General features: G+C 69.2%; 28 protein-coding genes and 1 pseudogene. 8 read left to right on the top strand and 21 right to left on the bottom strand.

Annotation, left to right across the window (positions count from 1 at the left end; all coding sequences use genetic code 11):
* The first annotated feature begins 114 nt into the window (after positions 1 to 114).
* The 5 genes from ACFW6B_RS34650 (at position 115) to ACFW6B_RS34630 (ending at position 2,424) form a co-directional block, all read left to right on the top strand.
* Entirely contained in the window at positions 115 to 489 is a 375-nt protein-coding gene (locus tag ACFW6B_RS34650; RefSeq protein WP_386602554.1) for a hypothetical protein, read from the top strand.
* 716 nt (positions 490 to 1,205) lie between these two features.
* Complete coding sequence (locus ACFW6B_RS34645; RefSeq protein ID WP_386602552.1) at positions 1,206 to 1,385, top strand: hypothetical protein; 180 nt, start codon at positions 1,206 to 1,208, stop codon at positions 1,383 to 1,385.
* Positions 1,382 to 1,720, top strand: coding sequence for an ArsR/SmtB family transcription factor (locus tag ACFW6B_RS34640; protein WP_386602550.1), 339 nt, complete (start codon positions 1,382 to 1,384; stop codon positions 1,718 to 1,720). Before ACFW6B_RS34645 ends, ACFW6B_RS34640 begins: the two co-directional genes overlap by 4 nt.
* A 95-nt stretch (positions 1,721 to 1,815) precedes the next feature.
* Positions 1,816 to 2,190, top strand: coding sequence for an ATP-binding protein (locus ACFW6B_RS34635; protein WP_386602548.1), 375 nt, complete (start codon positions 1,816 to 1,818; stop codon positions 2,188 to 2,190).
* A 54-nt stretch (positions 2,191 to 2,244) separates the two neighbouring features.
* Positions 2,245 to 2,424, top strand: a complete 180-nt coding sequence (locus tag ACFW6B_RS34630; protein ID WP_386602546.1) for a DUF6126 family protein — start codon at positions 2,245 to 2,247, stop codon at positions 2,422 to 2,424.
* Positions 2,425 to 2,672: 248 nt separating this feature from the next.
* On the opposite strand, the gene ACFW6B_RS34625 is transcribed toward ACFW6B_RS34630, so the two are convergent.
* Positions 2,673 to 2,798 carry a hypothetical protein gene (locus ACFW6B_RS34625; RefSeq protein ID WP_386602545.1) on the bottom strand — a complete coding sequence of 42 codons (126 nt, stop codon included), beginning with the start codon at positions 2,796 to 2,798 and terminating at the stop codon, positions 2,673 to 2,675.
* Between the two features lie 274 nt (positions 2,799 to 3,072).
* Positions 3,073 to 3,423, bottom strand: a complete 351-nt coding sequence (locus ACFW6B_RS34620) for an ArsR/SmtB family transcription factor (protein WP_386602543.1) — start codon at positions 3,421 to 3,423, stop codon at positions 3,073 to 3,075.
* Between the two features lie 724 nt (positions 3,424 to 4,147).
* On the opposite strand from ACFW6B_RS34620, the gene ACFW6B_RS34615 reads away from it, so the two are divergent.
* Positions 4,148 to 4,741 (top strand): hypothetical protein, encoded by a 594-nt coding sequence (locus tag ACFW6B_RS34615; RefSeq protein WP_386602541.1) that lies wholly within the window; start codon positions 4,148 to 4,150, stop codon positions 4,739 to 4,741.
* Between the two features lie 640 nt (positions 4,742 to 5,381).
* On the opposite strand, the gene ACFW6B_RS34610 is transcribed toward ACFW6B_RS34615, so the two are convergent.
* The 12 genes and pseudogenes from ACFW6B_RS34610 to ACFW6B_RS34555 all read right to left on the bottom strand — a co-directional run bounded on the left by ACFW6B_RS34610 (position 5,382) and on the right by ACFW6B_RS34555 (position 14,542).
* Complete coding sequence (locus ACFW6B_RS34610) at positions 5,382 to 5,774, bottom strand: STAS domain-containing protein (RefSeq protein ID WP_386602539.1); 393 nt, start codon at positions 5,772 to 5,774, stop codon at positions 5,382 to 5,384.
* A 59-nt stretch (positions 5,775 to 5,833) separates the two neighbouring features.
* The gene (locus tag ACFW6B_RS34605; protein WP_151466985.1) at positions 5,834 to 6,259 is read right to left on the bottom strand and encodes an ATP-binding protein; all 426 of its coding nucleotides are present in this window, start codon (positions 6,257 to 6,259) and stop codon (positions 5,834 to 5,836) included.
* Entirely contained in the window at positions 6,259 to 6,669 is a 411-nt protein-coding gene (locus tag ACFW6B_RS34600; protein ID WP_386602536.1) for a pyridoxamine 5'-phosphate oxidase family protein, read from the bottom strand. The genes ACFW6B_RS34605 and ACFW6B_RS34600 overlap by 1 nt, the downstream gene beginning before the upstream one ends.
* Complete coding sequence (locus tag ACFW6B_RS34595; protein WP_386602534.1) at positions 6,666 to 8,396, bottom strand: SulP family inorganic anion transporter; 1,731 nt, start codon at positions 8,394 to 8,396, stop codon at positions 6,666 to 6,668. The genes ACFW6B_RS34600 and ACFW6B_RS34595 overlap by 4 nt, the downstream gene beginning before the upstream one ends.
* Positions 8,393 to 8,734, bottom strand: coding sequence for an ArsR/SmtB family transcription factor (locus tag ACFW6B_RS34590; RefSeq protein WP_386602532.1), 342 nt, complete (start codon positions 8,732 to 8,734; stop codon positions 8,393 to 8,395). Before ACFW6B_RS34590 ends, ACFW6B_RS34595 begins: the two co-directional genes overlap by 4 nt.
* Before the next feature lie 155 nt (positions 8,735 to 8,889).
* Positions 8,890 to 9,237, bottom strand: a complete 348-nt coding sequence (locus tag ACFW6B_RS34585; RefSeq protein WP_151466981.1) for a zinc ribbon domain-containing protein YjdM — start codon at positions 9,235 to 9,237, stop codon at positions 8,890 to 8,892.
* Between the two features lie 210 nt (positions 9,238 to 9,447).
* Positions 9,448 to 9,870 (bottom strand): Hsp20/alpha crystallin family protein, encoded by a 423-nt coding sequence (locus ACFW6B_RS34580; protein WP_386602528.1) that lies wholly within the window; start codon positions 9,868 to 9,870, stop codon positions 9,448 to 9,450.
* A gap of 423 nt (positions 9,871 to 10,293) precedes the next feature.
* A complete protein-coding gene (locus tag ACFW6B_RS34575; RefSeq protein WP_386602526.1) occupies positions 10,294 to 10,488 on the bottom strand; it encodes a hypothetical protein in 195 nt (64 codons plus the stop codon).
* A 135-nt stretch (positions 10,489 to 10,623) separates the two neighbouring features.
* The gene (locus tag ACFW6B_RS34570) at positions 10,624 to 10,842 is read right to left on the bottom strand and encodes an MBL fold metallo-hydrolase RNA specificity domain-containing protein (protein ID WP_386602524.1); all 219 of its coding nucleotides are present in this window, start codon (positions 10,840 to 10,842) and stop codon (positions 10,624 to 10,626) included.
* Positions 10,843 to 11,358: 516 nt separating this feature from the next.
* Positions 11,359 to 12,069 carry a CBS domain-containing protein gene (locus ACFW6B_RS34565; protein ID WP_386602522.1) on the bottom strand — a complete coding sequence of 237 codons (711 nt, stop codon included), beginning with the start codon at positions 12,067 to 12,069 and terminating at the stop codon, positions 11,359 to 11,361.
* Between the two features lie 319 nt (positions 12,070 to 12,388).
* A pseudogene (locus ACFW6B_RS34560) lies at positions 12,389 to 14,107 on the bottom strand (GAF domain-containing protein).
* Between the two features lie 192 nt (positions 14,108 to 14,299).
* Positions 14,300 to 14,542 carry a hypothetical protein gene (locus ACFW6B_RS34555; protein WP_386602520.1) on the bottom strand — a complete coding sequence of 81 codons (243 nt, stop codon included), beginning with the start codon at positions 14,540 to 14,542 and terminating at the stop codon, positions 14,300 to 14,302.
* Between the two features lie 299 nt (positions 14,543 to 14,841).
* On the opposite strand from ACFW6B_RS34555, the gene ACFW6B_RS34550 reads away from it, so the two are divergent.
* The gene (locus tag ACFW6B_RS34550; protein WP_386602518.1) at positions 14,842 to 16,413 is read left to right on the top strand and encodes an oleate hydratase; all 1,572 of its coding nucleotides are present in this window, start codon (positions 14,842 to 14,844) and stop codon (positions 16,411 to 16,413) included.
* 234 nt (positions 16,414 to 16,647) lie between these two features.
* Here ACFW6B_RS34550 and ACFW6B_RS34545 read toward each other — a convergent pair whose 3' ends face one another.
* The 5 genes from ACFW6B_RS34545 to ACFW6B_RS34525 form a co-directional block, all read right to left on the bottom strand.
* Positions 16,648 to 17,478, bottom strand: a complete 831-nt coding sequence (locus ACFW6B_RS34545; RefSeq protein WP_386602516.1) for a universal stress protein — start codon at positions 17,476 to 17,478, stop codon at positions 16,648 to 16,650.
* Between the two features lie 217 nt (positions 17,479 to 17,695).
* Positions 17,696 to 18,136 (bottom strand): pyridoxamine 5'-phosphate oxidase family protein, encoded by a 441-nt coding sequence (locus tag ACFW6B_RS34540; protein WP_386602514.1) that lies wholly within the window; start codon positions 18,134 to 18,136, stop codon positions 17,696 to 17,698.
* A 112-nt stretch (positions 18,137 to 18,248) separates the two neighbouring features.
* Complete coding sequence (locus ACFW6B_RS34535) at positions 18,249 to 18,923, bottom strand: helix-turn-helix domain-containing protein (RefSeq protein ID WP_386602512.1); 675 nt, start codon at positions 18,921 to 18,923, stop codon at positions 18,249 to 18,251.
* Between the two features lie 19 nt (positions 18,924 to 18,942).
* Positions 18,943 to 20,013, bottom strand: a complete 1,071-nt coding sequence (locus tag ACFW6B_RS34530) for a zinc-dependent alcohol dehydrogenase family protein (RefSeq protein WP_386602510.1) — start codon at positions 20,011 to 20,013, stop codon at positions 18,943 to 18,945.
* A 194-nt stretch (positions 20,014 to 20,207) separates the two neighbouring features.
* Complete coding sequence (locus ACFW6B_RS34525; protein WP_386602558.1) at positions 20,208 to 21,191, bottom strand: Acg family FMN-binding oxidoreductase; 984 nt, start codon at positions 21,189 to 21,191, stop codon at positions 20,208 to 20,210.
* Positions 21,192 to 21,446: 255 nt separating this feature from the next.
* On the opposite strand from ACFW6B_RS34525, the gene ACFW6B_RS34520 reads away from it, so the two are divergent.
* On the top strand, positions 21,447 to 22,028 hold the full coding sequence (locus tag ACFW6B_RS34520) for a hypothetical protein (RefSeq protein WP_386602508.1): 582 nt from the start codon (positions 21,447 to 21,449) through the stop codon (positions 22,026 to 22,028).
* 235 nt (positions 22,029 to 22,263) lie between these two features.
* Here ACFW6B_RS34520 and ACFW6B_RS34515 read toward each other — a convergent pair whose 3' ends face one another.
* Together ACFW6B_RS34515 and ACFW6B_RS34510 are read right to left on the bottom strand one after the other, a co-directional pair.
* Complete coding sequence (locus ACFW6B_RS34515) at positions 22,264 to 22,761, bottom strand: flavodoxin domain-containing protein (protein ID WP_386602506.1); 498 nt, start codon at positions 22,759 to 22,761, stop codon at positions 22,264 to 22,266.
* Positions 22,762 to 22,777: 16 nt separating this feature from the next.
* A complete protein-coding gene (locus ACFW6B_RS34510; RefSeq protein ID WP_386602504.1) occupies positions 22,778 to 23,515 on the bottom strand; it encodes a CBS domain-containing protein in 738 nt (245 codons plus the stop codon).
* Positions 23,516 to 23,526: the final 11 nt, after the last annotated feature.

Here is a 23,526-nt window from a genome sequence, read left to right as displayed (position 1 = left end):
TTTCACCGTGGTTTTGTCTCGGTGGGTGAGGCGGTATGTCCTAGCGGGGGGGGACTCCGGGGGGACCCGGCAGTGCCGGTCCTGCCGCGTGACCGACAACCAAGGAGAGACGCTATGGCGAGTGTGGAAGTGTCGCTGAAGGAAATGATGACCGAAGCCGAAGGCGCACTGGGGGCAGCCGTTGTCGATTACACCAGCGGCATGGCACTGGGAACCCTGGGAGGGGGCAAGGATCTGGACATGACGATTGCCGCTGCCGGCAATACGGACGTCGTCCGCGCGAAGGTGCGCGCCATGGAGCAGCTGGGTCTCAAGAGCCAGATCGAGGACATTCTGATCACCCTCGGAAAGCAGTACCACCTCATCCGGCCGGTCGCCGGACGCAGCGGCAACGGCCTGTTCCTCTACCTCGTGCTCGACAGGGCGCGATCGAACCTGGCAATGGCCCGCCACCACCTCAAGCGCGTCGAGGGCCAACTGGAAATCTAGGCCGACCGGAGCTCCGGGGCTTACGCGTGCCCACAATGTGAAGACTTCTTCAAGTCGCCATATCAGCATGATCTCAAACAGTGAATGCGCGTGGCTTTGAGCGAGAAGGACCGGGGCGGACACATTCCGCGGCGGCGCCCTCCTGGGCGTCGCCGCACCGTGGCGAGCAACTGGCCACCGGCCGGGGCGGATCCCGCAGGTAGCCGACCTGGATCAATCAATGGTGGGGAGTGGCGGAGTTCCGCGCTGCGGCGAGGCGCACGCCGAGCTGCACCTCGGTGTCCGGACCAAGACTTCTCTCCGACTGGCGCGGACAACGGTCGGACGGCAGCCTGGCGCCCGGCTCCGGAAGACGTCCTGGACGCCAGCGCCGCTCATCTCCGACCTGCACCCCCAAGGGGCAGGCCCGCCCTCCGCACAGGCTGCGGCTGTGCGAGTGCACGCCGGACACCCCTCACGTGATCACCGTCAGCGCCTGTCCGGAATCCGGCCGCGGCTGACTCCGTCGAAGACGTGGCGATCACCGTCGAGGAAGACACCTGCATTTGTCGGCCCTGGAGGCGACGGCACCCCCCGCCGGAGCACGGTGACACCAGCCGGCCGGACAGCACGGCTCCCGCAGCCTGCTGGGAACAGGTCGGCAGCGTCGACTAGACTTGAAGAGTTCTTCAATTCACTAGTTGCCTTGATAGGCAGGTCAGGTGAGGTGGTCCGGGGTGGGCGGGTTCGTCGAGGCCGTGCTGGAGCGGGTACGCAAGGCGCGGGCCAGTCTCACGGACGCTCTCGATGCCGAGAGCCCGTACGAGGTGGCCATGGCACAGGGCGAATTGGAAGACGCGCTGCGCCTGGCCCGGATACATGACATTGATCCCGACGAAGAGGCCCTGGAAGGGTGATCGTGGTACCGGTTCCGCTGTATGAAGCGAAGGCCGAGTTCTTCCGGATGCTCGGGCATCCAGTACGAATACGGGTCCTGGAGCTGCTACAGGACGGCCCGAAGCCGGTGCGCGATTTGCTGGCTGCGATGGAGGTCGAGCCCTCGAACCTGTCCCAGCAGCTGGCGGTACTGCGCCGGTCCGGGATCGTTACCGCCACCCGCACCGGATCGACGGTGGTCTACGAGCTGGCGGGCGGCGATGTCGCAGAGCTGCTCGCAGCGGCGCGGCGGGTCCTGACCGTACTGCTGACCGGACGGCAGGACCTGCTGAACGAGCTGGGGCCAGCCCGATGAGGGGCACCGGTCCGTTCCGGCCCTCCTGGCACCGGGGCAAGCCCGCAGCAGCCGTCGAGCAACTGCCACTACCGGCGCGGCACCACATTGTCGCAGTGTCCGTGGGACCCGGGGCGGTGACCCGGGCCCGCGAGGCGATGGCCGGATACCTCGCCGACGCCGGGGTCACTGCCGGCTCGGCGTTCGCGGACGCGGTGCTGCTCGTGGTCAGCGAGCTGGTCACCAACGTGCTCCGGCACGCTCCCCGCTCACCGGGCACGAACGTCGGGATCACGGTCGGTGCCGGGCACCTGGTCGTCAGCGTGGCTGATACTGAGCCACGCCTGCCCGACCTCACCCCCGCTGGAATGGGGGTCGGGCTGCTGATGGTGACCGAGCTGGCCACCGCGTTCGGCGGCACCGTCAACATGGAAACGGCCGCAGGTCACGACGGCAAGGCCGTCCTCGTCCGGTTCCCCATGCCCTCATGAGTGCCGGGCCTTCGTCAGCACACAGCGATCGCGGGAATACAGGGAGACGACACGGTGGATGACCAGACGGCTGACCGGCCTGCGAGCCAGCGGCCCCAAAGCAAGCCCAAGGACCGCGAAAGCTGGATCGAGCGCGGTGTCGCGATCCGGGCGGGCTTCTACATCTTCGGCACCCATCTGTTCGCCGGCTTTGTGTGGCTGCTGTTCTACCTGGGCGAGCACGCGCACAAATAACCGACAGTTCTTCGGCCTCTGGCCGACCGGTCTGGTTCCGGAGCACCACTGCCGGATATATCTGGCGACGCTTCCCCGGGGCTCCTGGCAGGAACGCCCCGCGCCAGCCCATCCACCAGGGCCATCCCGGCGCCTGTGTCAAGAGTGGTCGGCAGCATGTTCACCGGTCGGGCACCTGCCGCAGCGCAGCCACAACAAGAGCCTGGGCGGACAGCCAGGCACCGCCATGTTCCGTGTCACCGGCCTGGTCACCAGTGCCACATCCGCGTGCCGGGCGAGGCCACCAGCCGGGCCCCGTACCGTTCGGCGTCGTATGCCGGGCTGAAGGCGGACGCGATCTCGATCTCGCAGCCGTTGCAGGACCCGGCGTCCACACAGCCAACCTGCACCGGACCGGCGAACTCCCGAGCGGACGGCAGGACGTCGCCCCCGGGCGCCGGGACGCTGGCTCGGCCACCCGTCCGGTCTCGCGGATCTTGCACGGCAGGCCCATGAACCCTCCCTGTCTCGGTGGGGAGTGGTCCGCAGGCGACCAGGAGGCCTTCCCTCGAATGGAAAATCATGGCCCTTCCGAGAAGAGCGGCCGCCTCCTGGTACCCAGAGTGCTGTCCAATTTCCCGGGAGGCGGCCACCGATCGAGAGCCGTCGCTACGACGGCGGTTTTGGTTCCTGCTGAGCGGCCTTCAGGTCGGCGAGCAGTTCGGCCTGCCCGGTCAGCACCTCGGACAGGATGATCCGTGCGACCTTGAGCAGTTCCGCCACGTACGGGCTGGTCAGGGAGTAGTACACCGTCGAGCCCTCCTTGCGCGTCACCACCAGGTTCGCCCGGCGCAGCATAGCCAGTTGCTGGGACAGATGCGCAGGTTCGATGCCCACCTCGGGCAGCATCTCCGCGACGGCGTGTTCACGCTCACTGAGCAGTTCCAGGACGCGGATGCGGGCGGGGTGCCCGAGTGTTTTGAAGAACTCGGCCTTCAGTTGGTACAGCGGCGTGCTCATCGCGCCGTCGCCTCCCCGGAACAGCAGTCCGGCCGGGCCGGCCGGCCCTTGGCGCATCGCATCCACCCACTCGTCAACAACATGGCGCCATCTTCGCCTGCGAAGGCGGCCGGGCCGAATCCGGGGGCGAGGACTCGTCCACCCGAATCAAGCAGTGACAACCTATGGGCTTGCCAATATTAGCAAGTCCATAGGTTGCGTGAGGAGGCTTGGTCGTGTCCCGCGACGTGGCGCAAGGGATCAATCGCCGCGTATTCCGCTTCGAGGCTGATGGCGATCTGCGTGGGGGCGGCAGCCCACGAAGCCTCCCGGCAGGGTGAGTTGGACATCCGATCGAGCGGAGTAACGTCCCTGGCCTGCGGATTCCGGTGTCTTGACCCCCTACACCACCTGGCGGGACGCCATCGGAGGCTTGAGTGAGAATCACCCCGCTGCACGGTCTGGGCGTCGTCTGGCTCACGTGCCCCGCATGCCGCCTCAAACGCCGCCCTGGCGCCGTCGGCCCGGACGGACAGTGCCCGCGCTGCGGCGAGGCGCGCATGCTGAAGCTGTCCTTCGGCGGCCGGGCCAGGAAAACTGCCGCAGACCCGAACCGCGGCTGACGCATCTTCGCTGGGACAGGGGAGAAAAGGCGCGGGGTGGGCGACTGGGCGGCGCAGTCCGGCAGCGGGATCCGTTTCGAATGGGGGCAGGCCGGGGCGAGATGCCTGGCTGCCGAGGCTGCTTGTCTGGGGATGGTGGACGTACTGTCGTTCACGACGGCGGTCGGCGTCGCCGTCCAGGCGGGCAGCAGAGCCCTGCCGTTCCGACTGCCACCGCTGCCGAACGGGCCGGTGCCGAAATAGCCGCCGCCGTCTACGCCCGCCGGTCGAGCGCGCGGCTGGCCGTCGCCCGCAGCCTCATCACGCCCGACGGCTCGTGGTCCCTGTCCCCGGCTCAGCAGCGCAAGGCTCCCTTCGCCTCCCGCCTGGTACCGCCGTCCCCGCACTGCAACACCATCACCGATGCCGCACGGCCCGACGTACCGGTCATCGCGGCCTGTCTGCACAACATCACCGCGGTCGGCAACTGGATCACCTCACACAGCTACGACACCCCCGAGCGGCCCGTCACCGTGATCGCCGCGGGTGAACAGTGGCCGGACGGCAGCCTGCGCCCGGCTCCGGAAGGCGTCCTCGGCGCAGGCGTGCTCATCTCCGACCTGCACGCCCAGGGGGCAGGCCCGCTCTCTGCGGAGGCCGCGGCCGCCCGAGTCTACGGCGAATGCACCACCGACATCCCCACGCCATCACGGGCGGCGTCTCGGGCCGGGAACTAGCCGTGCCCGGCTTCGCCGAAGACGTGGCGATCGCTAACGAGGAAGACACCTGCCCGGTCGTACCGGTCCTGGATGGCGACCGCGCTTTCACCGCCACAGCACCGTGACACTCATGAGCCGGGATGCAACCGTGTTCCGGGCCCGGGCGCAAGGATCACCGCATATGCTCGACGGGGGAATCGTCCAACAGAGAGTACGCCTCCAGGCGTGCGACCGCGGGGAGGCCCGGTATGGAGAGCATCCTCACGCCCACCGCGCTCAGGAGCTACCGAGCGTAAGAGGGCCATCTGAAGAACTGCGCGCGGTGCCTGCCGGGCCGGTGAGCCGCGGGCCAGGAACTGGTCCGTATCTACCTGGCGGACATCGCTCAAGAAGCGGACGACTCCAGGCCGTCATGGGGGGTGAGACGACCGGGAACCGGCATGCAGAGCACGCCGCACAGTCTCCCGGGGACGCTGCCGTCCGCATCAGACCGTCCCCACTCAAGTCCGTTGTCAATTCGGCGCGTTGAAGCACGTCCGGCGCTCACTCTCCGGGGCGGGAGAGTAATTTTGTGACGGTCCCGCCCCGGTCCGCATCCACGCCTCGGCATGGGCGGCCGGAGGCAGGCGGTCACACGCCGGTCTGACCGGCCGGCGTTTCAGGCGGACCAGCCGCTGGTACGCCACTGCCGTTGACCGTCACCGCCCTGGCCGTGGGCGTCATGTTCCGCGACGGCCGCCGCAAGGTCGGTGTGGATGGTGATGGGCGGGCAGTCGCCGTCAGGTACGAGGGAGCCGTCGGCGGGGATCGCGGCCAGTTCCAGGCTGCGTCCACGTGCGCCGAGCCGGCGCGATGCCTCGATCACGGCGAGCTGGCCGTTGACCGACCAGCTGCGCAGCCCGCTCATGTCGACGACTACCGGACCGGTGCCGCGGGCCAGGACCCAGCCGATGGCACCGGTGAAGCGATGCGCGCCCTCGGGTCCGAGGTACCCGGAGAGGGAGAGGACACTGAAATCCTCTCCGGCGGTGTAGTGCCATTCGATCGTCATGATGACGAACCTTCTTGTGGGTGGTGCCTGTCCGGCTCGCCCTCCTGGATCGGCGCTGATCACAGGGGCAGGGTGATCCAGATGCTTTTGCCGTTTCCGTCGGCGTCGCCGCGGACGACGGCGGTGCCGCCCAGGCCGAGGGTGAGTTCCATGACGGTGCTCAGACCACCGGCCCCCGTGCCGATCGCGGCCCCGTACAGCGGTGGCTGGTGGGGGTGGCGGTCGTGGACGGCAAAAGCCAGACAGTCGGAGCCGGCCGCATAGATGACGGTGAGCTGGGGGGAGAGCGTCACAGCGTGCCGGACACTGTTGGTGACCAGTTCGCTGAGGATCAGCAGCGCCGGGTCGACAGTGGGGTGGCGCAGGCTGATCCCCCATTCGGTCAGGGTCTGTTCAGCGGTCTGGCGGCACAGCCGGACAGCGGACGGCTCGGTGGGCAGGGTGAGAACGTGCCGGTAGGGCAGGGCTTCGAACAGCCTGGACATCAGCTCTCAGCCCCCTGGTCCAGCCGGAAGCCGGATACCGTCTGGGGGCGGATGCGGATGATCGCATCGTGCGGGCCGTGGCTCCAGCCGGCGAGTGTTCGGCGGTAGTGGGCGGCCTCGTTCGGGTCGGTGATCACCTCGGCGGGCCCGGCGACGGTCACTGTCCAGTCGGTGCCGGTCGCGGCCCGGACCTCGTCCACGTGGTACGTCGCTGACAGTCGGCCCGCAGCAGCCTGCACAGGGGTGCGCACCACCAGCCGCCCGAACTCCCATACGTGCCGGGCCGGGCGGATGACAGTCAGATCCCGCTGCACGAAGATCAGACGGCCCGACGCGGCCCCCTCCAGCAGCCACAGTGCCTCCGCGCCGGAGACCTCGACCATGCGCAGGGGGGCGGGAGCGGCGCTCATCGGGGTCCTCCCTCTCTCATCTCTGTGACGTTGCGGGCGGACTTCCGGGCAGCGTGAAGGACCCCGGTCCTCTCCAGGTGGCCGCGGGCCCCGCGAATCGCTTCAGGGGTAGTGGCGTACTCGGCTCCCTCCAGCCGCAGGAGGTCCAATACGCCGACAGAGTCGAGGACTCGGCGCTGCCCCGGCCTGATCCCGGAGATCAGGACGACGATTCCGCGCCGGTTCAGCTTGTGGACCGCGTCCTTGAGTACCAGTGCCCCGGTCGCGTCCATCGTCGACACCCGCGACATGCGAAGGATCACCACGCGTACGTCGGTCACCTCGGTCATCTCCAGCAGGAAGCGGTGCGCGGCGGCGAAGAACAAAGGCCCGTCGATGCGGTAGGCAATGATGTGCTCGGCAAGCAGGGCATGTTCCTCGGCGGTGTGGTCACCGTGGTCGAGAGGGACCTGGTCGAAGCGGGCCTGCCGGGCAACTGCGCGCAACGCGAGAGCGCCCGCGACGGCCAGGCCGATGATGACGGCGTACACGAGATCGAGGGCCAGCGTCGCGGCGGCGGTCAGGAAGAGGATCAGCGCGTCCGAGCGGGTGGCCTTCGCCATCGCCCGCAGCGAACCGACCTCGACCATACGAACCGCGGTGGCCAGCAGGACACCGGCCAGGGCCGCCAGCGGGATCTTCGAGACGAGAGGCGCGGCCGCGAAGACGATCACCGCGAGGACCGCGGCGTGAGTGAGCGCGGCGAGCCGGGAGCTCGCACCGGTGCGCACGTTGACCGCGGTGCGCGCGATCGCCCCGGTCGCCGGCACACCACCGAACAACGGGGCGGCGATGTTGGCGAGGCCCTGGCCGAACAGTTCCCGATCCGGGTCGTGCTGCTGACCGACGGTCATGCCGTCGGCAACCGATGCGGACAACAGTGACTCCAGCGCGGCCAGCGCCGCGACCGCCACGGCAGGGGCCAGCAAGGAGCCCAGCGAACCCAGGTCGAGGAAGGACAGCGAGGGCGCGGGCAGCCCCGAGGGCAGTTCACCGATCGGTTTCGCCCCGCTCAGCCCGGCGGCCTGTGCCACGGCCGTGGCGGCGATCACCGCGACGATCGAGAACGGCACGGTCGGACGCCACCGGGCTCCCACGAGCATGACCACGGCCACCGCGACAGCGACGGCGACGGCCGTCCAGTTCGGGTGCCGCACGAACTCCTCGACGGCCCGCCAGGTCACCACCAGTACCCGGTCGCCCTCCGGTTTGGGTACGCCGAGCGCGGCCGGAACCTGCTGCAGCCCGATCACGCACGCGATGCCCAGCGTGAAGCCCTCGACGACCGGCGCCGGCACGTACTGCATGTACCGCCCGGCCTTCAGCACAGCGAGGCCGACGAGCATCATGCCCGCCATCACGCCGACCGTGAGAACGCCTGTCGGACCGTACCGGCCCACGATCGGCACCAGCACCACCGTCATGGCGCCCGTCGGCCCCGACACTTGCAGATTCGATCCGCCGAACAACGCGGCGACGGCGCCCGCAACGACGGCGGTGGCCAGGCCCGCCTCGGCGCCGAGCCCGGAGGAGACGCCGAAGCCGAGGGCAAGCGGCAGCGCGACGATCGCCACTGTCAGTCCGGCGAGCAAGTCCCGACGGGGACTGCGTCCCATCTCCGCCAGGTCGCCGCGGGCGGGCAGCAGCGAGGCGATCCAGGCCAGGACCCGGCTGATCCCCGAGGTCATCGCGCGGCGACCTCGGGGACCAGCAGCTCGGCCAGCAGCTCATTGCGCCCGGACAGCATCTGGGTCAGGATCCGGCGTGCGGCCTTCATCAGGTCCGCCATGTCCCCGCCGGCCAGCGCATAGACGACCGTCGAGCCGTCCCGCGTGGCGGTAGCGATCCCGGACCGGCGTAGCACCGCCGGCTGCTGCGACAGGCTGGACGGTTCCACCTCGATCTCCCCGAGCAGCTCCCGCACCGGCTGCGGTCCGTCCTGGAGCAGCTCCAGCACCCGTATCCGCACGGGATGCCCGAGCATCCGGAAGAACTCGGCCTTGGCCTGGTACAGCGGAACCGACACGACTCCTCGACCTTCCCGGACGGCGCCCCACCCGGGGCAGGCATGAAGTGCTGTGCCTGCGGCTACCTGCAGACACAGCAAATGCAGCATCTAAGCAATTGCTAAATTTTGCAACTCCACATTACGTTGCCGCCCGGTCACCCGCGAGTCACGGATCAGGCCTTCTTGACCACGCTGGACTTGAGCTGCATCGCCCCGAAACCGTCGACCTTGCAGTCGATGTCATGGCCGTCGACACCGTCGACCAACCGGATGCTCCGCACCTTGGTGCCGGCCTTGATCCCTGAGGGGCTCCCCTTGACCTTGAGCGCCTTGACGACCACCACGCTGTCGCCGTCCTGCAGCACATTGCCGACAGCATCCTTGACAACCCGCTCCTGAGCGGTGGCACCGCCTTCGGCAGGAACCCATTCGTGGCCGCACTCCGGGCACACCACAAGGGCGTTCATCTCGTAGGTGTACTCACACGAGCACGTCGGACAGGGAGGAAGATTTTCGATCATTCCTTCAGGGTATCCGGACCTCCTCCTCAGGCAGGCCGTAGTCCCGCAGCCCCGAGCGGGCCCGCCGGGCGAGGTCCGCGCACAACCGCGGCGTGTGTGCCGTTCTGCAATCGAGTTGCCGTGCGTCCTCGGGTCATCAAGGGGACAGCGATGTGCGTGGCCGGTGATCCACCGGCCACGCACAATTGATGCGGCCCGACGTGGCCGCCTTCAGCCGCGCCGCACCTGGATGGTCCTGGTCCCCGTCTTCTCCTCCGGGGCCGGGACCGTGATGGTCAGAACTCCGTCCTTGTACTCCGCTGTCGCCTCCTCCCCCTTCGCTCCGGCCGGAAGGCGAACGGAACGAACGAAGGTGCCGTAGCGGAACTCTGTGCGGTGCTTCTCCGTCGTCTCTTCACTGCGTTCCGCCCGCAGGGTCAGAACGTTGTCCTCCACAGTGATCTCGACGTCCTTGTCGGGGTCGAGACCCGGAAGTTCGGCGCGCAAGACGTAGGAACCGTCCTTCAGATACTCCTCGACGCGGATGCCGTGCAGCCCCGGAGCCATGTGCATCCCGGGAAATCCCCCCTCGGCCCAGCCGAACAGGTCGGGCAGCGGCGGAAAGCCGGCCAGCCGCTCCATCACGCCGTTCATGCTTGCCTCCTCTCCTTCCTTCTCTCCTCCAGCGTCCTGCGAAGGAGTCACCTGGCGCGTGGGCCGACCGGGCCCTTGATGGAGCCGTTCGGCTGCAGCCAACAGTCCTCCCTTGCATGCGAGGCGGTGCGGACGCCGAGGGCCGATTGGCTCCACACGTCAGTCGTGCGGCACCACCGCCGGCGGCGCGGAGGCGTGATGACGCCCGCTCCGCTGCCGGGGCAGCCTGTTCCTCGGCATCCCAAGAGGGGTGAATACCCGCCGCGGCGAATCAGGCTCGGGAGATGGATCCCACCGGGTGGCCGACGGAGGAAACAAGCCCTCCAACCGGACAGAGCGGTGGCGGCGACGCCGGTGCCGCACTCAGCAGCATGGACCGGGGACCAAGTCCCCGGCCCAGTCAGGCAGTTGCCGCACGGCACATCAGCAGTGCACCGACGCGCGGTGGTCCTTCCGAATCGGCCGGTGCGGCGCCTCCGGCACCTTGGGCGACCGACGGCGCAGTAGTCGGACGGCGAGACTCTCGAGAGCCGCCGTGAGGATCCCCGCCAGACTCGCGGCCAGCACGAGCAGGACCGCGAACTGCCCCCAGAACTCCGGTGTGAGACTCGTACCCACTGTCCTCACCCTCCCTGGTCGGCGCCGTTCTCCTTGCTTCCAGCCAACTACGCCACAGGCCATGGCGCATGAGCCGAGGGGGCCGTGCAGAGGTCCGGATCGGCCCTTGCGTGTAGGGCCGCGCGGGCCGCGTCCTCAGCGCACAAGCACGTGTTCCCCGGAGCGAGGTACCACCGCCGTCCAGCCCAGCGTCTCGTCGATCCTGTCACGCAGCGCGGCTGCGGCGTCCGGCTCACCGTGTACGGGGTAAGTCGTGCGCGGGGCGGGTGCGCCCCGTGGCCAGTCGATGATCCGGGACGCGTCGGCGTGGGCCGAGAAGTGCGGCACGTCGGTGACCGACGCTCGGACCGCCACGGGACCAGGGCCGGTCGGCCCTGGTGGCCGTGCGGTCCTGGTGGTGTGCTGGAGGTGGCGGGAAGGACCTGACAGAGGCACGGAGAAGCGGCCAGGGGCCGCGGATCGCGCAATCAGGATCCGCGAGAAGCGGGTGGGGCCCTTCCCGCCCCGTTGTGCCTTGGCCCGCCCGCCCCGCTGTGTACCAGTCCCTGTTTCCGCACGGGACCCCGTTGGCGCCGACCGTCTGTCGTCCTTTGCCTCCGCTGAGATTCCGCCACTGCGGGCCGACGCGCTTCCACTCCGCCAGCCGCCGACGCAGCATCCGTGCATCCGTCTGCGTACCAGCCATCCGCCGACGAGAACCGAGGAGCCGGCGCCGGACGCGACGAGCAACCCTGTGCGGGCCACGTCCAGCCTCGCCTGCGCTGCCGTAGGGGGGCTTGGAAACCAGGTCGCCCGCGCTGTCGGCCCATGCCGTCACGCGAGTGCCCGCCGAAGCATCGGCTCGACCTTCGTCCGTGAGTGCCGTCAGCGTCACACCACGGTCCCGGGACCGTCGGCTCGTTCGGTCCGGACCTCGTCGGGGAGAACCGGCTCGAGGTTGAGGCCACGGAGCGGCCCGTACAGGGCGCAGTCCACATCCACCACGCCTTCCACGGAACGGACCAGCCTCGTCACCACGGGGACGAGCGATGTGTCCCGCACCCGACCGGTGAGCGTCACGACCCCGTCGCGCACCTCCACCCGGATCGGCTCGACAGTCGCGCCGAAAAAGCGTGCGACGACTTCCCGGCGCACTTCGTCGGCGATCTCCGCGTCCTCGCGCAGGAACGCCTTGAGCAGGTCGGTGCGGCTGACGATGCCCTGCAGCACGCCCTCGTCGTCGACGACCGGCAGCCGCTTGAGCCTGTGCTGCGCCATGATGCGCGCGGCACAAGCCACGGTGACGTCGGAACGCACGGTGACGGCCGGAGCAGTCATCAGATCCTCGGCGGCCGTCGCGTCGGCTTTGGCGATGCCGGGGCGGCCACGCGATCGCGCGTACGAGTCCGGAGCGTCACGGAGCATCTCCTTGGGGAGGAGGTCGGCCTCGGACACGACTCCGACGACCCGGCGGTCTCCGTCCAGAACGGGGAGGGCACTGACCTTCCATCGCCGCATGGTCCTGGCGATGTCCTTGAAAGCGGCCCTCTTGCGCAGGGCAACCACGGTGCGCGTCATCACGTCACTCACGAGGTAGGGCATGGCGTCCTCCAGGTACTCGGATGCCGTCCCGTTTCACCCTCCAGCTTCCGCTACGACGCCGGTGAGGACATGGGCCCAATGGCCCTGTCCCGGGGCCCCATGGCCTCTGCTCATCGGGCTGCTCGGACTCCGGCAGGCCATGAACACGCCGCCTCCGTGCAAGCCGTCGAACGCGTGCGACATCGCAAGCCGGTTCCTCCCGAGCACCGGCGCACGCAGGGCCAATGCGCGCTGTCGCGGCGCAGCAACGACGCCGCCCGGTATCCCGGTCCTCGGACCGACAGGCATCCTTCAAGCGCGGTGCCGTGTACCTCAACTCCTACCGCCTCGGCATCGGCACGCGCCACACCAGCATCGTGCCGCCGCCCTCGGGTTCTCCCAGCTCCAGTTCACCACCCAACTGCTCGGCACGCTCCGCCATGTTGCGCAGCCCACTGCGGCGGCCGTCGGCGGGGATGCCCACACCGTTGTCCGTGACCGACAGCCGTACCTCCCGCCCGTCCGTGGCAAGGAGTACGTCGGCGCGGTTCGCCTGGGCGTGGCGGGCGATGTTGGTCAGGGCCTCGGAGAGCACCGCCATCACGTGATCGGCGATCTCCTTCGGCACGTCGGTGTCCAGCAGGCCCTCCATACGGAGGCCAGGGGCGAAGCCGAGGACCTGTGTGGCCTCTCCGGCAACCCGTACGGCACCAGCCCGCAGGCCGGCCTCCCCCGTGCCCTCACGGGTACGCAACCCGAAGATCGTCGATCTGATGATCTTGATGGTCTCGTCGAGGTCGTCGACCGCGCGCGCCACGCGCTCGGCGGCCTCCTCGTGCTCGATGAAGCGGCCCGCGCTCTGCAGTGTCATGCCGGTGGCGAACAGCCGTTGGATCGCCAGATCGTGCAGGTCACGCGCAATGCGGTCGCGGTCCTTGAGCACCGCGACCTGTTCGGCGTCCTGTCAGCGCTCCGCCAGCTCCATCGCGATGGCGGCCTGTCCGGCGAAGGCCTGCAGAGTCTCGGTCTCCGTCACGGAGAACACCGGCCGGTCAATCCTTCGTGCCAGCAGGACCACACCCCGCGGATCCGCGTCACCCGCGCCGATGGGCACGGCCACGGCGGGGCCGAGTCCGCCGAACCGCGGAGGTTCCGGGGAGATGCGCTCGTCCTGGGTGACGTCCGTGCTGGCAACGGGCGAAGCGCCGGAAAATGCCAGGCCCATCAAGGTCTTGTCCATGGCCAGCACGAGGCCCCGGTGGGCCTCGGCGTCCACTCCGACGGCGATCTCCACGGCAAGTGACCTGGTGCCCTCCATGGGCACCGCGACAGCCGCCAGGTCGGATCCTGTGAGTTCACCGGCCCGCTCGGCGATCAGAGCGAGGACCCCGGTCCGCTCGACGCCCGACATCAGGCTGTGGGTGATCTCCGCGTTCGCCTGGAGCCAGCGTTCCCGCAGTCTGGACTCCTCGTACAGCCGGGCGTTGTCGATCGCGATGCCGGCCGCAACGGCGAGCGTCTGCGTGACCGAGACGTCTTCCTCGTTGAACAGGGCACCACCTTGCTTCTCGGTCAGGTACAGGTTGCCGAAGACCTGGTCGCGCACCCGGATCGGGACACCGAGAAAGGTGTTCATCGGCGGGTGATGCGCCGGGAAGCCGTAAGAGGACGGGTGATCGGAGATCTTCGCCAGCCGTAGCGGCACGGGGTGGCGGATCAACTCCCCGAGGATGCCGTGCCCCTTCGGATACGAGCCGATGTCTGCGATCTGCTCCTCGCTGACTCCCACGGTGTGGAAGGCGGACAAGCGCCTGCCATCCGGGCCGATCACGCCGAGAGCCGCGTATTCCGCATCGACCAGTGCCGCGGCTGCCTCCACGATGTGGTGCAGAACCTGCTCCAGGTTCAGCTCCCGGCCGACTGCCAGCACCGCCTCCAGCAGGCTGTGCACACGGTCACGGGTGCCACGGGCGACGTCCAGCCGCGCCTGGAGTTCCTCCAGCAGCTCGTCCAGCCGCAGCTGAGGCAGCCGCACGCGAGCCTCCTCGGGGTTTTCCACCCTGCACTCCTCCAGGTCCCCTCGATGGACGAATCCACCAGCTGGTCATGTTCACGGTAGCTGCCAGCCGCAGGAGCCGGTATCGCATGGAGCCGCGTGCCGGGACTCCGCTTCAGTCGGTTTCGATCCATCGGGCAGCCAGTCCGGCCCACACCCCCCTACATCACATCTCAGATCTCACGACAGACCGCTTCAGACGCGCCCGCCGAGCGCCCGGGCCGTCTTCTGGTACGAGCGCCCCGGGCCGGAGGAACCCGACTGCGAGGCCTTCGGACCCGACCCGTGGCTGCCCGACACCGCGGCCTGATGCGCATCGGCGGTCGTCAGGTGGTGGCGGCGGCCGAGGAGGCGACGGATACGGAGGTCGTCGACCGGCTCCAGGACCGGCTGCGCCGCCAGACCGACAAGGCATTCCAGCCCTGGGACAACGGACACCGGACGACGGTCCCGCCCTGGCGCGGTGGGTCCGGGCGGTCTGCCGCCGTCGCAGGACCCGACAGCGTGGCAGAGGACTTCTGTACGGCGTGGCCCGGCTGTGACGACGGGCCCGGTCGGTCACGGTTCACCGGCCGGGCCACAGGCTTGTCCGCCGCCTGCGAGCGCTCCGCCCCGGCCTGCTTTCAGGGCCGTCCGGACCGACGAGGTGACCAACGGCCCCCTGACGCACGACCGGGCGGCACGGAACCGTGGGAGGCGCGGTTCCCGATCGGCGTGCGAGGACGAGGAGTTGTGTGATGGCGAAGGCGTATCTGGTGGGCAGCGGAATCGCGGCACTGGCCGCGGCGACGTTCCTGATCCGGGACGGCGGCTTCAAGGGATCCGACATCCACATCTTCGAGGAACAACGGACCCTCGGCGGCAGCCTGGACGCGGGTGGCACACCGGACGCCGGCTACACCATGCGCGGCGGGCGCATGTTCGAGGCCGAGTTCCGCTGCACCTACGACCTGCTGTCCGGTATCCCCAGCCTCGACGACCCCGCAGTGTCGGTGACCGAGGAGATCCTGGCCGGTCATGAGGACTTCGCCTGGGACGACATCGCACGGCTGGTCGACGGGAACGGCAAGATCGTCGACACGACCTCGATGGGATTCTCCGAACGTGACCGGCTGGAGCTGGTCCGCTGCCTGGCCACGCCCGAAGGGCAGTTGGACGGCAAGCGGATCACCGACTGTTTCGGCGAACACTTCTTCACCACCAACTTCTGGTTCATGTGGTGCACCACGTTCGCCTTCCAGCCCTGGCACAGCGCGATCGAGTTCCGCCGCTACCTGCGACGCTTCATCCACCTGTTCTCCGAGTTCGCCTCCATGTCCGGCATCCATCGGACCCGGTACAACCAGTACGACTCCATCGTCCGGCCCCTGACCGCCTGGCTCCACGAGCAGGGCGTCACCGTGCACACCGGCTGCCGCGTCACCGACCTCGGCTTCACCCCGGGCATCGGGAGCGGCACGGTGGAGACCATCCACCTGAGCCGGGGCGGCGAGGACGAGAAGGTCACCGTCGCACCCGAAGATCTCGTCCTCGTCACCAACGGGTCGATGACCGACGCCTCCAGCGTCGGTTCGCACACGTCGGCGCCTCGGCCTGCTCCGCATCGCTCGGACGCCTGGCTGCTGTGGCACCGGCTGGCCCGCGGCCGCGACGACTTCGGCGACCCGGCCGTGTTCGACAAGCGCGTCAAGGAGTCCCGGTGGGAGTCGTTCACGGTCACCACCAAAGACCCCGCCTTCCTTCAGGCGCTCGAGGAGTTCAGCGGTCGTCCGGCCGGCAGGGGCGGCCTGATGACCTTCACCGAATCCAACTGGCTGCTCACGATCGTCGCCAACCGCCAGCCCGTCTACCGCGACCAGCCCGAGGGCGTCTCCGTCTGGTGGGGGTACGGCCTGTTCCCCGACCGCGCCGGAAACAGCACGCCCAAGCCCATGACCATGTGCACGGGCCGCGAGATCCTCGAAGAGGTCCTGCACCACCTCCCGTTCGACGAGCGGACGGCGAACCGGGTCCGGGAGACCTCCACCGTCGTGCCCTGCGTGATGCCGTACATCACCAGCCAGTTCCTGGCCCGCCGCCACGACGACCGGCCCCTGGTGGTCCCGGAGAAATCAGTCAATCTCGCCTTCATCGGGCAGTTCGCGGAGGTGCCCGACGACGTGGTCTTCACCGTCGAGTACTCCGTACGCACGGCCTGGACGGCGGTCGCGCAGCTCCTGAGGTCGGACAAGCATCCGCCGCAGGTCTACAAGGGTCATCACGACCCCCACGTACTGGCGGCCGCCTTGGAGACCATGCACCGTCGATGAAGCACAAAGGCGTGAGGGCTGATTCGGCCCACGACGGGGACTGTCGGCACCTGTGCGAAAGGTGCGGCCCGAGAGACAGTGAATGTGTGAGCGGCACCGATCCCCCGCGGTGCCGCTCCGCTCAACGTGGGCACTCGGTCATCCGCGCGATCGAGGGGGCCGTCGTCACCTACGGGGGCGACGGCATCGCCCCCGCCACCCATCTCGGACGGGGCCGGCTTGTCGGCGGGCCGGTCATCCACAGGGCACGACGACGACCGGGCAGTGCGCCCGGTGCAGCAACATGTGGGCGACCGGACCCAGGCGCGGACCGAGCACACTCGTACGGCGGTGCGCGCCGATGACGACCACGACAGCCTCCCTGGTGGCCGCCAGCAGTTCGTCCGCGGGAGCGGTCCGGACCGTGCGGGTCTCCACCGTGACTCCGGGGTGCCGGTCCCGCAGCCGGGTGAGGGCGTAGCGCGGTACGGCTTCCTCTGCCCTTGCGTCCCTGGCCAGTTGTTCCTGGCCCGGACTGCGCGCCGGTGTCAGGGAGGGAAGTTCGGGGGTGATGTGCCGATGACTCCAGGAATGCAGGACATGGAGCCTCGCCTCGCGCCGCTCCGCCTCCTGGAAGGCGTACTCCGCCGCCTTCACATCCGTGTCGTCCGCCAGGCCGAGCAGCACGTCCTGCCCGTCGTCGCACGGGTGGTCCCCGCGGACGACCAGGAGCGGCCCCTGCACGAGCGCGGCCAGCCTCAGACTCACCGAACCGAACGCCGGGCCGGTCAACGCGCCCAAGCCGCGTGTTCCCACGACGGTGAGGACCGCGTCCGCGCTCTCGTCGGCCAACGCGCGCGCCGCGCCTTCCTCCGTCGCGACGGCCTCCACGCGCAGTTCCGGATGCCGCGCGCGTGCGCGTGACACGGCGTTGGCCAGGACCGGTGCGGCCTCGTCCCGGTCGGCAACCGCGTACAGCACGCGCAGGTCGGCGCCGTGCCGTACGGCTTCGGCCGCGGCCCGGTCCAGTGCCCTTACGGAGATCAGAGAGCCGTCCACTCCGACGACTACGCGATGCGAGGTCATGGCCGCATCCGTCCCTTCCTCGAGTGACCGTTCGGCGGAGGCGACCGCTCGGCGAGCACGTCGGCCCCCTCGAACGATGCTCCTCGTGGACCATCACCCCGGGCAGAAGCCGCGAGGCCCGAAGGAATGCCGAACGGCCCCTGTTTCAGGGGCCGTTCGGTCAGAACCAGGACAGGGGTGACGGAGTGCTGTTGCCGACGGGCGTGACGATGGGGGTTCAGGAGGAAGGATGCACGCCGTCCAGGGTGCGTCCGCCCACGAGTCGGCGTCCGGTGACCAGTTCCTGGGCGATGCGTACGAAGACCTCCCACGGCGCCGGCGCCCAGGAACGCGGTCCGGTCCTCAGAAGTCGTGCGTGCTCGACGGGGTCGGTGACGAGGGTGGCCGGCCCCAGGGCCACGACGCTCCAGCCGGAGTGTGCGGCGGCAGCGACCTCGTCGGCCTCGAAGGCCACCACGGCTCCGTCGATCGCGCTCGCCAGTTCCGAAGAGACCGAGGTGCGCACCACCACCGTGCCGTCACGGTCCAGGCAGAAGTTGACCGGCAGGACGGCGGGCAGCGCCTGCCGTGTGTACACGATGCGCCCCACGGACACTGTGACCAGCAGGGCCCGGCATTCCCACCGGTCGAGCTCTCGAAATCCGTCGTTGGCGTACATCTGACTTCTCGTCTCTCACCTGGCAAAGCGGTACCGCACTGGTCCGCCCTCGAGCAGTGGGGCATTCTGAGGCCAGGGGCCACGGACCCCTGCTCCACACGTCAGATCCTGTTCAGACCACGATGCGGCGTCCCGTGACGGCATACGGTTCGATGCGCACCCACATGTCACGCTGCCCACCGCTCCACGGCTTGCTGTACGCCTGCTCCGCGAGTCGATGCTCTTCGTCGGAGTCGGTCACCGTGTGCGCGTACCCGCGCGTCACCACGCTCCAGCCCTGACTGAAGGTGTCGTCGACACGATCGACCTCGAAGGCGACGATGCATCCGGATGCCAGCGACGGTGTCGCGCCACGGGCGGTTCTGAAGACGATCGCGTCATCGACGATGCTGTAGTTGACAGGGACGATCACCGGCCCGAGTTCCGTGGACACCGAAAGCCTTCCGACGCCGTGCGTCGACAGCAGCTCCGCGCACTCGGCCCTGCTCAACTCGGTCAATTCGGGAGCGCGCCCGGCCTGTTCACGACCGGGTGGCACATCGGCATCGCCGCCGGTGAGCGCCGAGACCGTGGTCCGCAGCGCTGCCGCGAGGCTGAGCAGCGTGCCTCGGCCGGGCGCGGCGCCGGGGTGCTGTTCCAGGTGCCTCACGTAGCTCGGAGCCACGCCCGCTCGAGCAGCCATCTCCTCTGCCGTCAGACCGAGCTGGACACGGCGTGCGGCAAGTCGCCGGCCCAGGTCGCCCGAGGACAGGCCCTGCGTGACGTTCGCCTGCGCGTGTTCGGTCATGGCCCCTCACGTCCTCTCGTCAGGCCGCCGGTACGGCGACCTCGTCGTGCGATGGTTCGCCGAGCACCACCTTGAGGGCCCCGGTGTCGGTGGCTCGGGAGAAGACGTCATAGGCCTCCTCCATGCTCTCCAGAGGAAAGGTATGGGTGATCAGCTGCGCGGTGGGCAGCCGACCGGCAGTGGCCATGCGCAGCAGGGTGGGCGTGGAGTGGGTGTCCACCAGACCGGTGGTGATGGTCACGTTCTTGATCCACAGGTCTTCCAGGTGCAGCGTCGCGGGCCTGCCGTGTACGCCGATGTTGGCCACGTGGCCGCCGGGCCGCACCATGCGCGTGCACAGCTCGAAGCTCTCCGGCACCCCGACCGCCTCGATGACCGTGTCCGCGCCGAGCCCGTCGGTGAGATCGGCGACGAGCTGCTCCGGGTCCTCCCCCGCGTCGGCCACGGCGTCGGCGCCCAGCCGCCGGGCCGCCTCCAGCCGGGACGGGGCCGGGTCGACGGCGACGATCCGCTCGGGGGAGAACAGCCGCGCCGTGGCGATCGCCGCCAGGCCGATGGGCCCGGCGCCGACGACGGCGACCGTGTCGCCCGGACGTACCCGCCCGTTGAGGACACCGACCTCGTACGAGGTCGGGAAGATGTCCGCGAGCAGGACGGCGTCCTTGCTCTCCACCGCGCCGGGCAGTGCGTGCACGGAGAGGTCGGCGAAGGGAACGCGGACGTACTCGGCCTGGGCGCCGTCGATCAGGTGGCCCAGGATCCAGCCTCCGCCACCCCGGCACTGGCCGTAACTGCCCTCGCGGCAGTAGCGGCAGCGGCCGCAGGCGCTGATGCAGGAGACCAGCACGCGATCGCCGGGACGTACGGTCCGCACATCGCTGCCGACCTCGACGATCTCGCCGACAGCCTCGTGGCCCAGGACCGTTCCCGGGCGCACCTCGGGCACGTCGCCCTTGAGGATGTGCAGGTCCGTGCCGCAGATGGTGACCGTGCCGATCCGCACGATGGCGTCGGTGGGTTCCTTGATGGCGGGGTCCGGGACATCCTCCCAGGCGGACTGCCCGGGACCGTGGAAGACGAAGCCTTTCATGACGCTCCTCCCCATCCCTCTTCAAGTGACGAGATTGCCCCACACATCCAGCTTGTGCCGTAATGGTCCGCCCCGCTTGGGCCGTCCGGCCCCATCATTCGCCGAACGGTCCTTGCCGTCGGTCCGGTGGTGACGAGAGGGGCCGGCCGGCTCGGCACGATGGCGGTCCGGCAGCGGTCCGGCAGCCGAGCGGCCTACGGCAGGTCCACACCTGGTGTGCGGCGGGGAGTGGCCGGGCCCTCAGGACCGTATCCGAGGCGTATGAGCAGCTGCGGGTGCGCGGTCGCATCGAATGTGCTGTCCAGCGCGTCCCGCAGGTCTGCCCATTCGACCGCCTGATGCAGCAGAGAGGCACGCAGGCCGTATGCCGTCGCGACGAGCCATACGTGTTCGAGGCCTTGTCCGGCGCGCAGCCAGTCGACTCGGCGGTCGTGCTCGGTGGCCAGCAGGGCGACGACCGGGTTCGCCTCGAAAGGACGCGCGGTGAGCCGTTCGGGATGCCGCTGTGCGCTGAAATCGCGTAGCGGGATCCTCTCGTGAGCGTCCTGCGGTCCCAGAGCTGTTCGCGGCAGGCCTGTGTCGGGCGTCGGTTCCAGGTCCCGGTGGACCCAGCGGCGGCCCTCGGCCGCCCGGTCCGCTTCGAGGCGGTTGCGTCGCTCGGCCTCGGCTGTCAGGCGCAGCATGCGGGTCACGTCGACCTCGTCGGGGAAGCGCAGTGATGCGCCTTCCGCGAGGGCCGCCGCGGCGAGTTCGTCGCGCACAGCCGCGGGAAGCGGTCGGCTCGTGAAAGGGAAGCGGCTGCTGTGCCTGCACCAGACCGCTTCATAGAGATCCTCACTCCGCTCCGGCTCCTGCCTGGCGGTGAGTCCGGAGGGACGCACCGTGGCGAGCAGGTCGGGGTCGTCGGGACTGGGCAGCAGACGTGTGACAGGTGACCAACCGAAGTGGGCGAGCGCAACCCGGAGATTGAACACGCAGGCTCCTACGGAAAGGAGCAGGGCCCGGCCCTCGGGGTCCGCGTACCGCAGGCCTCTTTCGGGATCGGCACGCACCTCGAACGTCACTGTCTCGGAGTCCATCCCGAAGCGCCACGGCTGGGTGTTGTGGATCGAGGGGGCGGCGAACGCGGCGGAGACACAGGTCTCCAGAAGCGCGGCGCCGAAGGTCGCGTTCTTCATCATGCCCTCCTCGCGTGCGGGCGTCGGACGGCTGGTTCCGTATGACGAGCATGGGCGCCGCTCCTTACTCCCGGCACGGGGCGAAAGACCCGGGCAGGGCGGCGTCGGACCTCGTCGTCTGTTGGGCTGAACGGCCCCTCCCGACCGTGGATTTGGTCCCGCGCGGCCCTGCGGCGGCACCTGCTCGGCCCATGCCTTGGCACGACCTCGGCTGTCACGGTCGGAAGTGTCACGACAACGAGGAGGTGCGGACTGATGCCCAGTGGCACGTACGCGAAGAAACGGTTGTGGCGGTGGCGCAGCAACCCGTTGCGACGACGCGATGACATAGTCGAGGCCTGGACCGTGCTGGTCGTGTGGGCAGTCTTCGCCGTGGGCGGTTCCGTCGCCGGGCTGGTGACCGCCCATGCCGCGGACGAGGCGTTCGCGGCGCAGCGAGCCGAGCGGCAGCCCGTCCGGGCCGTGGTCCTGAACGACGTCCCCGTCAACGCCCCCGCGATCGGCGGCGCTTACGGTCGCCGGATGACAACCGTGCGTTGGGCGGCGTCCGACGGCTCGACCCACACCGGCCGAACCCAGGTGGACACCGGTCTCAAGGCCGGATCCAAGGTCACGGTCTGGCAGGACGGCCACGGCCGTCTCACCGCCGCGCCGCTGAGCTCGACCGAGGCGGCGATCGAGTCGGACTTCCTGGGCGCTGCGGCGGCGGCCGGGCTTGCCGGCCCGGTGTTCGGAGCCGGAGCGGTCATCCGGTGGCAGCTCGACCGCCGCCGCGTCGACGAGTGGGGCAAGGAATGGGATCAGGTGGGACCACGCTGGGGCCACAAGACCAGCTGAACGCACGACGGATTCGGGCTCCAGGCTTGCGAAGAGCGGCCTGGAGCTTTTCGTGTGTGGTCGTAGTGGGTCAAAGGACCGGCGTGGAGTGGCGAGGCCGTCAAGGCTGTCCTGCGCAAGGCTGCCGGCCCCGTTTTCGTGGTACCGGCCCGCACGATCCTCGAGGCCGACCCCGATGCCCGGTTCGCGCCGGGTACCGAGGTCGACCTGAACAGGCCGAAGAACTCCTCTCCTCCTATGCGTGCGTCAGCGCGTCGGCGATGCCTTGTGCCCATGCCTCGATCACGCCGAAGTCCCGGAAGTCGCCGCCCTTTCCGGAGCTGACGATCATCTTGGCGATCCGCCCCTTGGCTCCTTCCTCCAGGCATCCGCCGAAGGTGATGTGCCCCCGCGCGTCCAGCCGGGTCATGGCCCGCTGCACGCCCCGCACGGGCGGGACGTCCCGCCCCGCGACGGAGTCACCGAGCGGTCCACTGCTGAAGAACCACACCGGACGCTGCGCGAGTGCGTCTCGATGACGACGGACGAACCGTCGCGCGTCCTTGTGCCAGCGCCCCGCGTAGAGCCCGCCGCCGACCACGACGGCGTCGTAGGGCACCACGCTCCGCACGGACCGCGCCGAACACGACTCTACGGCCAGCCCGTCCTTGCGCAGGATGCCCGCGACCGCATCGGCGATCTCCGCGGTCGAACCGTTCGTCGTTCCGTAGGTGACCAGCACGGTGCCGGTCATGACGGTCCGCCTCCTCTCACAGCCGCCGCAGCCAGTCCTCGGTCACACCGTGCGGTACCTGGGTCTGTTCCCCGGGACGCAGGTGCGCGTCGTCCAGCCGGTAGGTGAGATCGGCGACGACGTCGACCACGCCGTCGATCCGGCGGGTCATGGACACGGCGATCTCCGTCTCGCTCCTGCGTTCCATCTGGCCGGCCAGGGTGACGACGCCTTCGGTCACAAAGACGTCGATGCTGCGCGGTGACTGCCACAACGCACGCACCAGGACTTCCTCGATCACCTCGTCACGGATCTCCTGATCGGACCGCAGGAAGATCTGGAGAAGGTCGCGGCGAGTGACGATCCCGACGAGCCGGTCCTCCTCGTCGAGGACGGGAAGCCGTTCCACGTGCCGCTGGGCCATGACGCGGGCGGCCTGGACGATGGTGTCGTCGGCGTGCACGGTGACGGGGGGCGTCGTCATCAGCCCACCGGCTGTGCGTGCCCTGCCCTTGGCGGTCTGGCGCTTGGCACCGGGCGTCAGCTCGGAGAGCCTCGCACGGCGCTTCGGCTCGTAGGGGTCCGGGACGGTCGCCTGGTGCATCATCAGGTCCGTCTCCGACAGGACTCCTATGACCTTGTCGTCCTCGTCCACCACCGGCAGTCCGCTGATCCGGTGGTCCGCCAGCAGCTGGGCCACCTCCTTGAACGGTGTGCCGTACTCGGTGCGGATCACGTCCGTGGTCATCACGGATCCGACCTTGTTGTGCCTCATGGCCGTTCCTC

Origin of the sequence: Streptomyces sp. NPDC058751, from assembly GCF_042746485.1 — a bacterium.
Taxonomy (GTDB): Bacteria; Actinomycetota; Actinomycetes; order Streptomycetales; family Streptomycetaceae; genus Streptomyces.
This window is presented reverse-complemented; position numbering and strand designations above follow the sequence as displayed.

Coding starts and splice junctions, on each gene's coding strand:
- ACFW6B_RS34580 (WP_386602528.1), bottom strand. CDS start 9,870: ATGAACGGCGTGATGGAGCGGCTGGCCGGCTTTCCGCCGCTGCCCGAC.
- ACFW6B_RS34520 (WP_386602508.1), top strand. CDS start 21,447: ATGCCCAGTGGCACGTACGCGAAGAAACGGTTGTGGCGGTGGCGCAGC.
- ACFW6B_RS34565 (WP_386602522.1), bottom strand. CDS start 12,069: ATGCCCTACCTCGTGAGTGACGTGATGACGCGCACCGTGGTTGCCCTG.
- ACFW6B_RS34535 (WP_386602512.1), bottom strand. CDS start 18,923: ATGACCGAACACGCGCAGGCGAACGTCACGCAGGGCCTGTCCTCGGGC.
- ACFW6B_RS34525 (WP_386602558.1), bottom strand. CDS start 21,191: ATGAAGAACGCGACCTTCGGCGCCGCGCTTCTGGAGACCTGTGTCTCC.
- ACFW6B_RS34550 (WP_386602518.1), top strand. CDS start 14,842: ATGGCGAAGGCGTATCTGGTGGGCAGCGGAATCGCGGCACTGGCCGCG.
- ACFW6B_RS34650 (WP_386602554.1), top strand. CDS start 115: ATGGCGAGTGTGGAAGTGTCGCTGAAGGAAATGATGACCGAAGCCGAA.
- ACFW6B_RS34540 (WP_386602514.1), bottom strand. CDS start 18,136: ATGTACGCCAACGACGGATTTCGAGAGCTCGACCGGTGGGAATGCCGG.
- ACFW6B_RS34545 (WP_386602516.1), bottom strand. CDS start 17,478: ATGACCTCGCATCGCGTAGTCGTCGGAGTGGACGGCTCTCTGATCTCC.
- ACFW6B_RS34620 (WP_386602543.1), bottom strand. CDS start 3,423: ATGAGCACGCCGCTGTACCAACTGAAGGCCGAGTTCTTCAAAACACTC.
- ACFW6B_RS34585 (WP_151466981.1), bottom strand. CDS start 9,237: ATGATCGAAAATCTTCCTCCCTGTCCGACGTGCTCGTGTGAGTACACC.
- ACFW6B_RS34600 (WP_386602536.1), bottom strand. CDS start 6,669: ATGAGCGCCGCTCCCGCCCCCCTGCGCATGGTCGAGGTCTCCGGCGCG.
- ACFW6B_RS34610 (WP_386602539.1), bottom strand. CDS start 5,774: ATGACGATCGAATGGCACTACACCGCCGGAGAGGATTTCAGTGTCCTC.
- ACFW6B_RS34595 (WP_386602534.1), bottom strand. CDS start 8,396: ATGACCTCGGGGATCAGCCGGGTCCTGGCCTGGATCGCCTCGCTGCTG.
- ACFW6B_RS34510 (WP_386602504.1), bottom strand. CDS start 23,515: ATGAGGCACAACAAGGTCGGATCCGTGATGACCACGGACGTGATCCGC.
- ACFW6B_RS34515 (WP_386602506.1), bottom strand. CDS start 22,761: ATGACCGGCACCGTGCTGGTCACCTACGGAACGACGAACGGTTCGACC.
- ACFW6B_RS34530 (WP_386602510.1), bottom strand. CDS start 20,013: ATGAAAGGCTTCGTCTTCCACGGTCCCGGGCAGTCCGCCTGGGAGGAT.
- ACFW6B_RS34605 (WP_151466985.1), bottom strand. CDS start 6,259: ATGTCCAGGCTGTTCGAAGCCCTGCCCTACCGGCACGTTCTCACCCTG.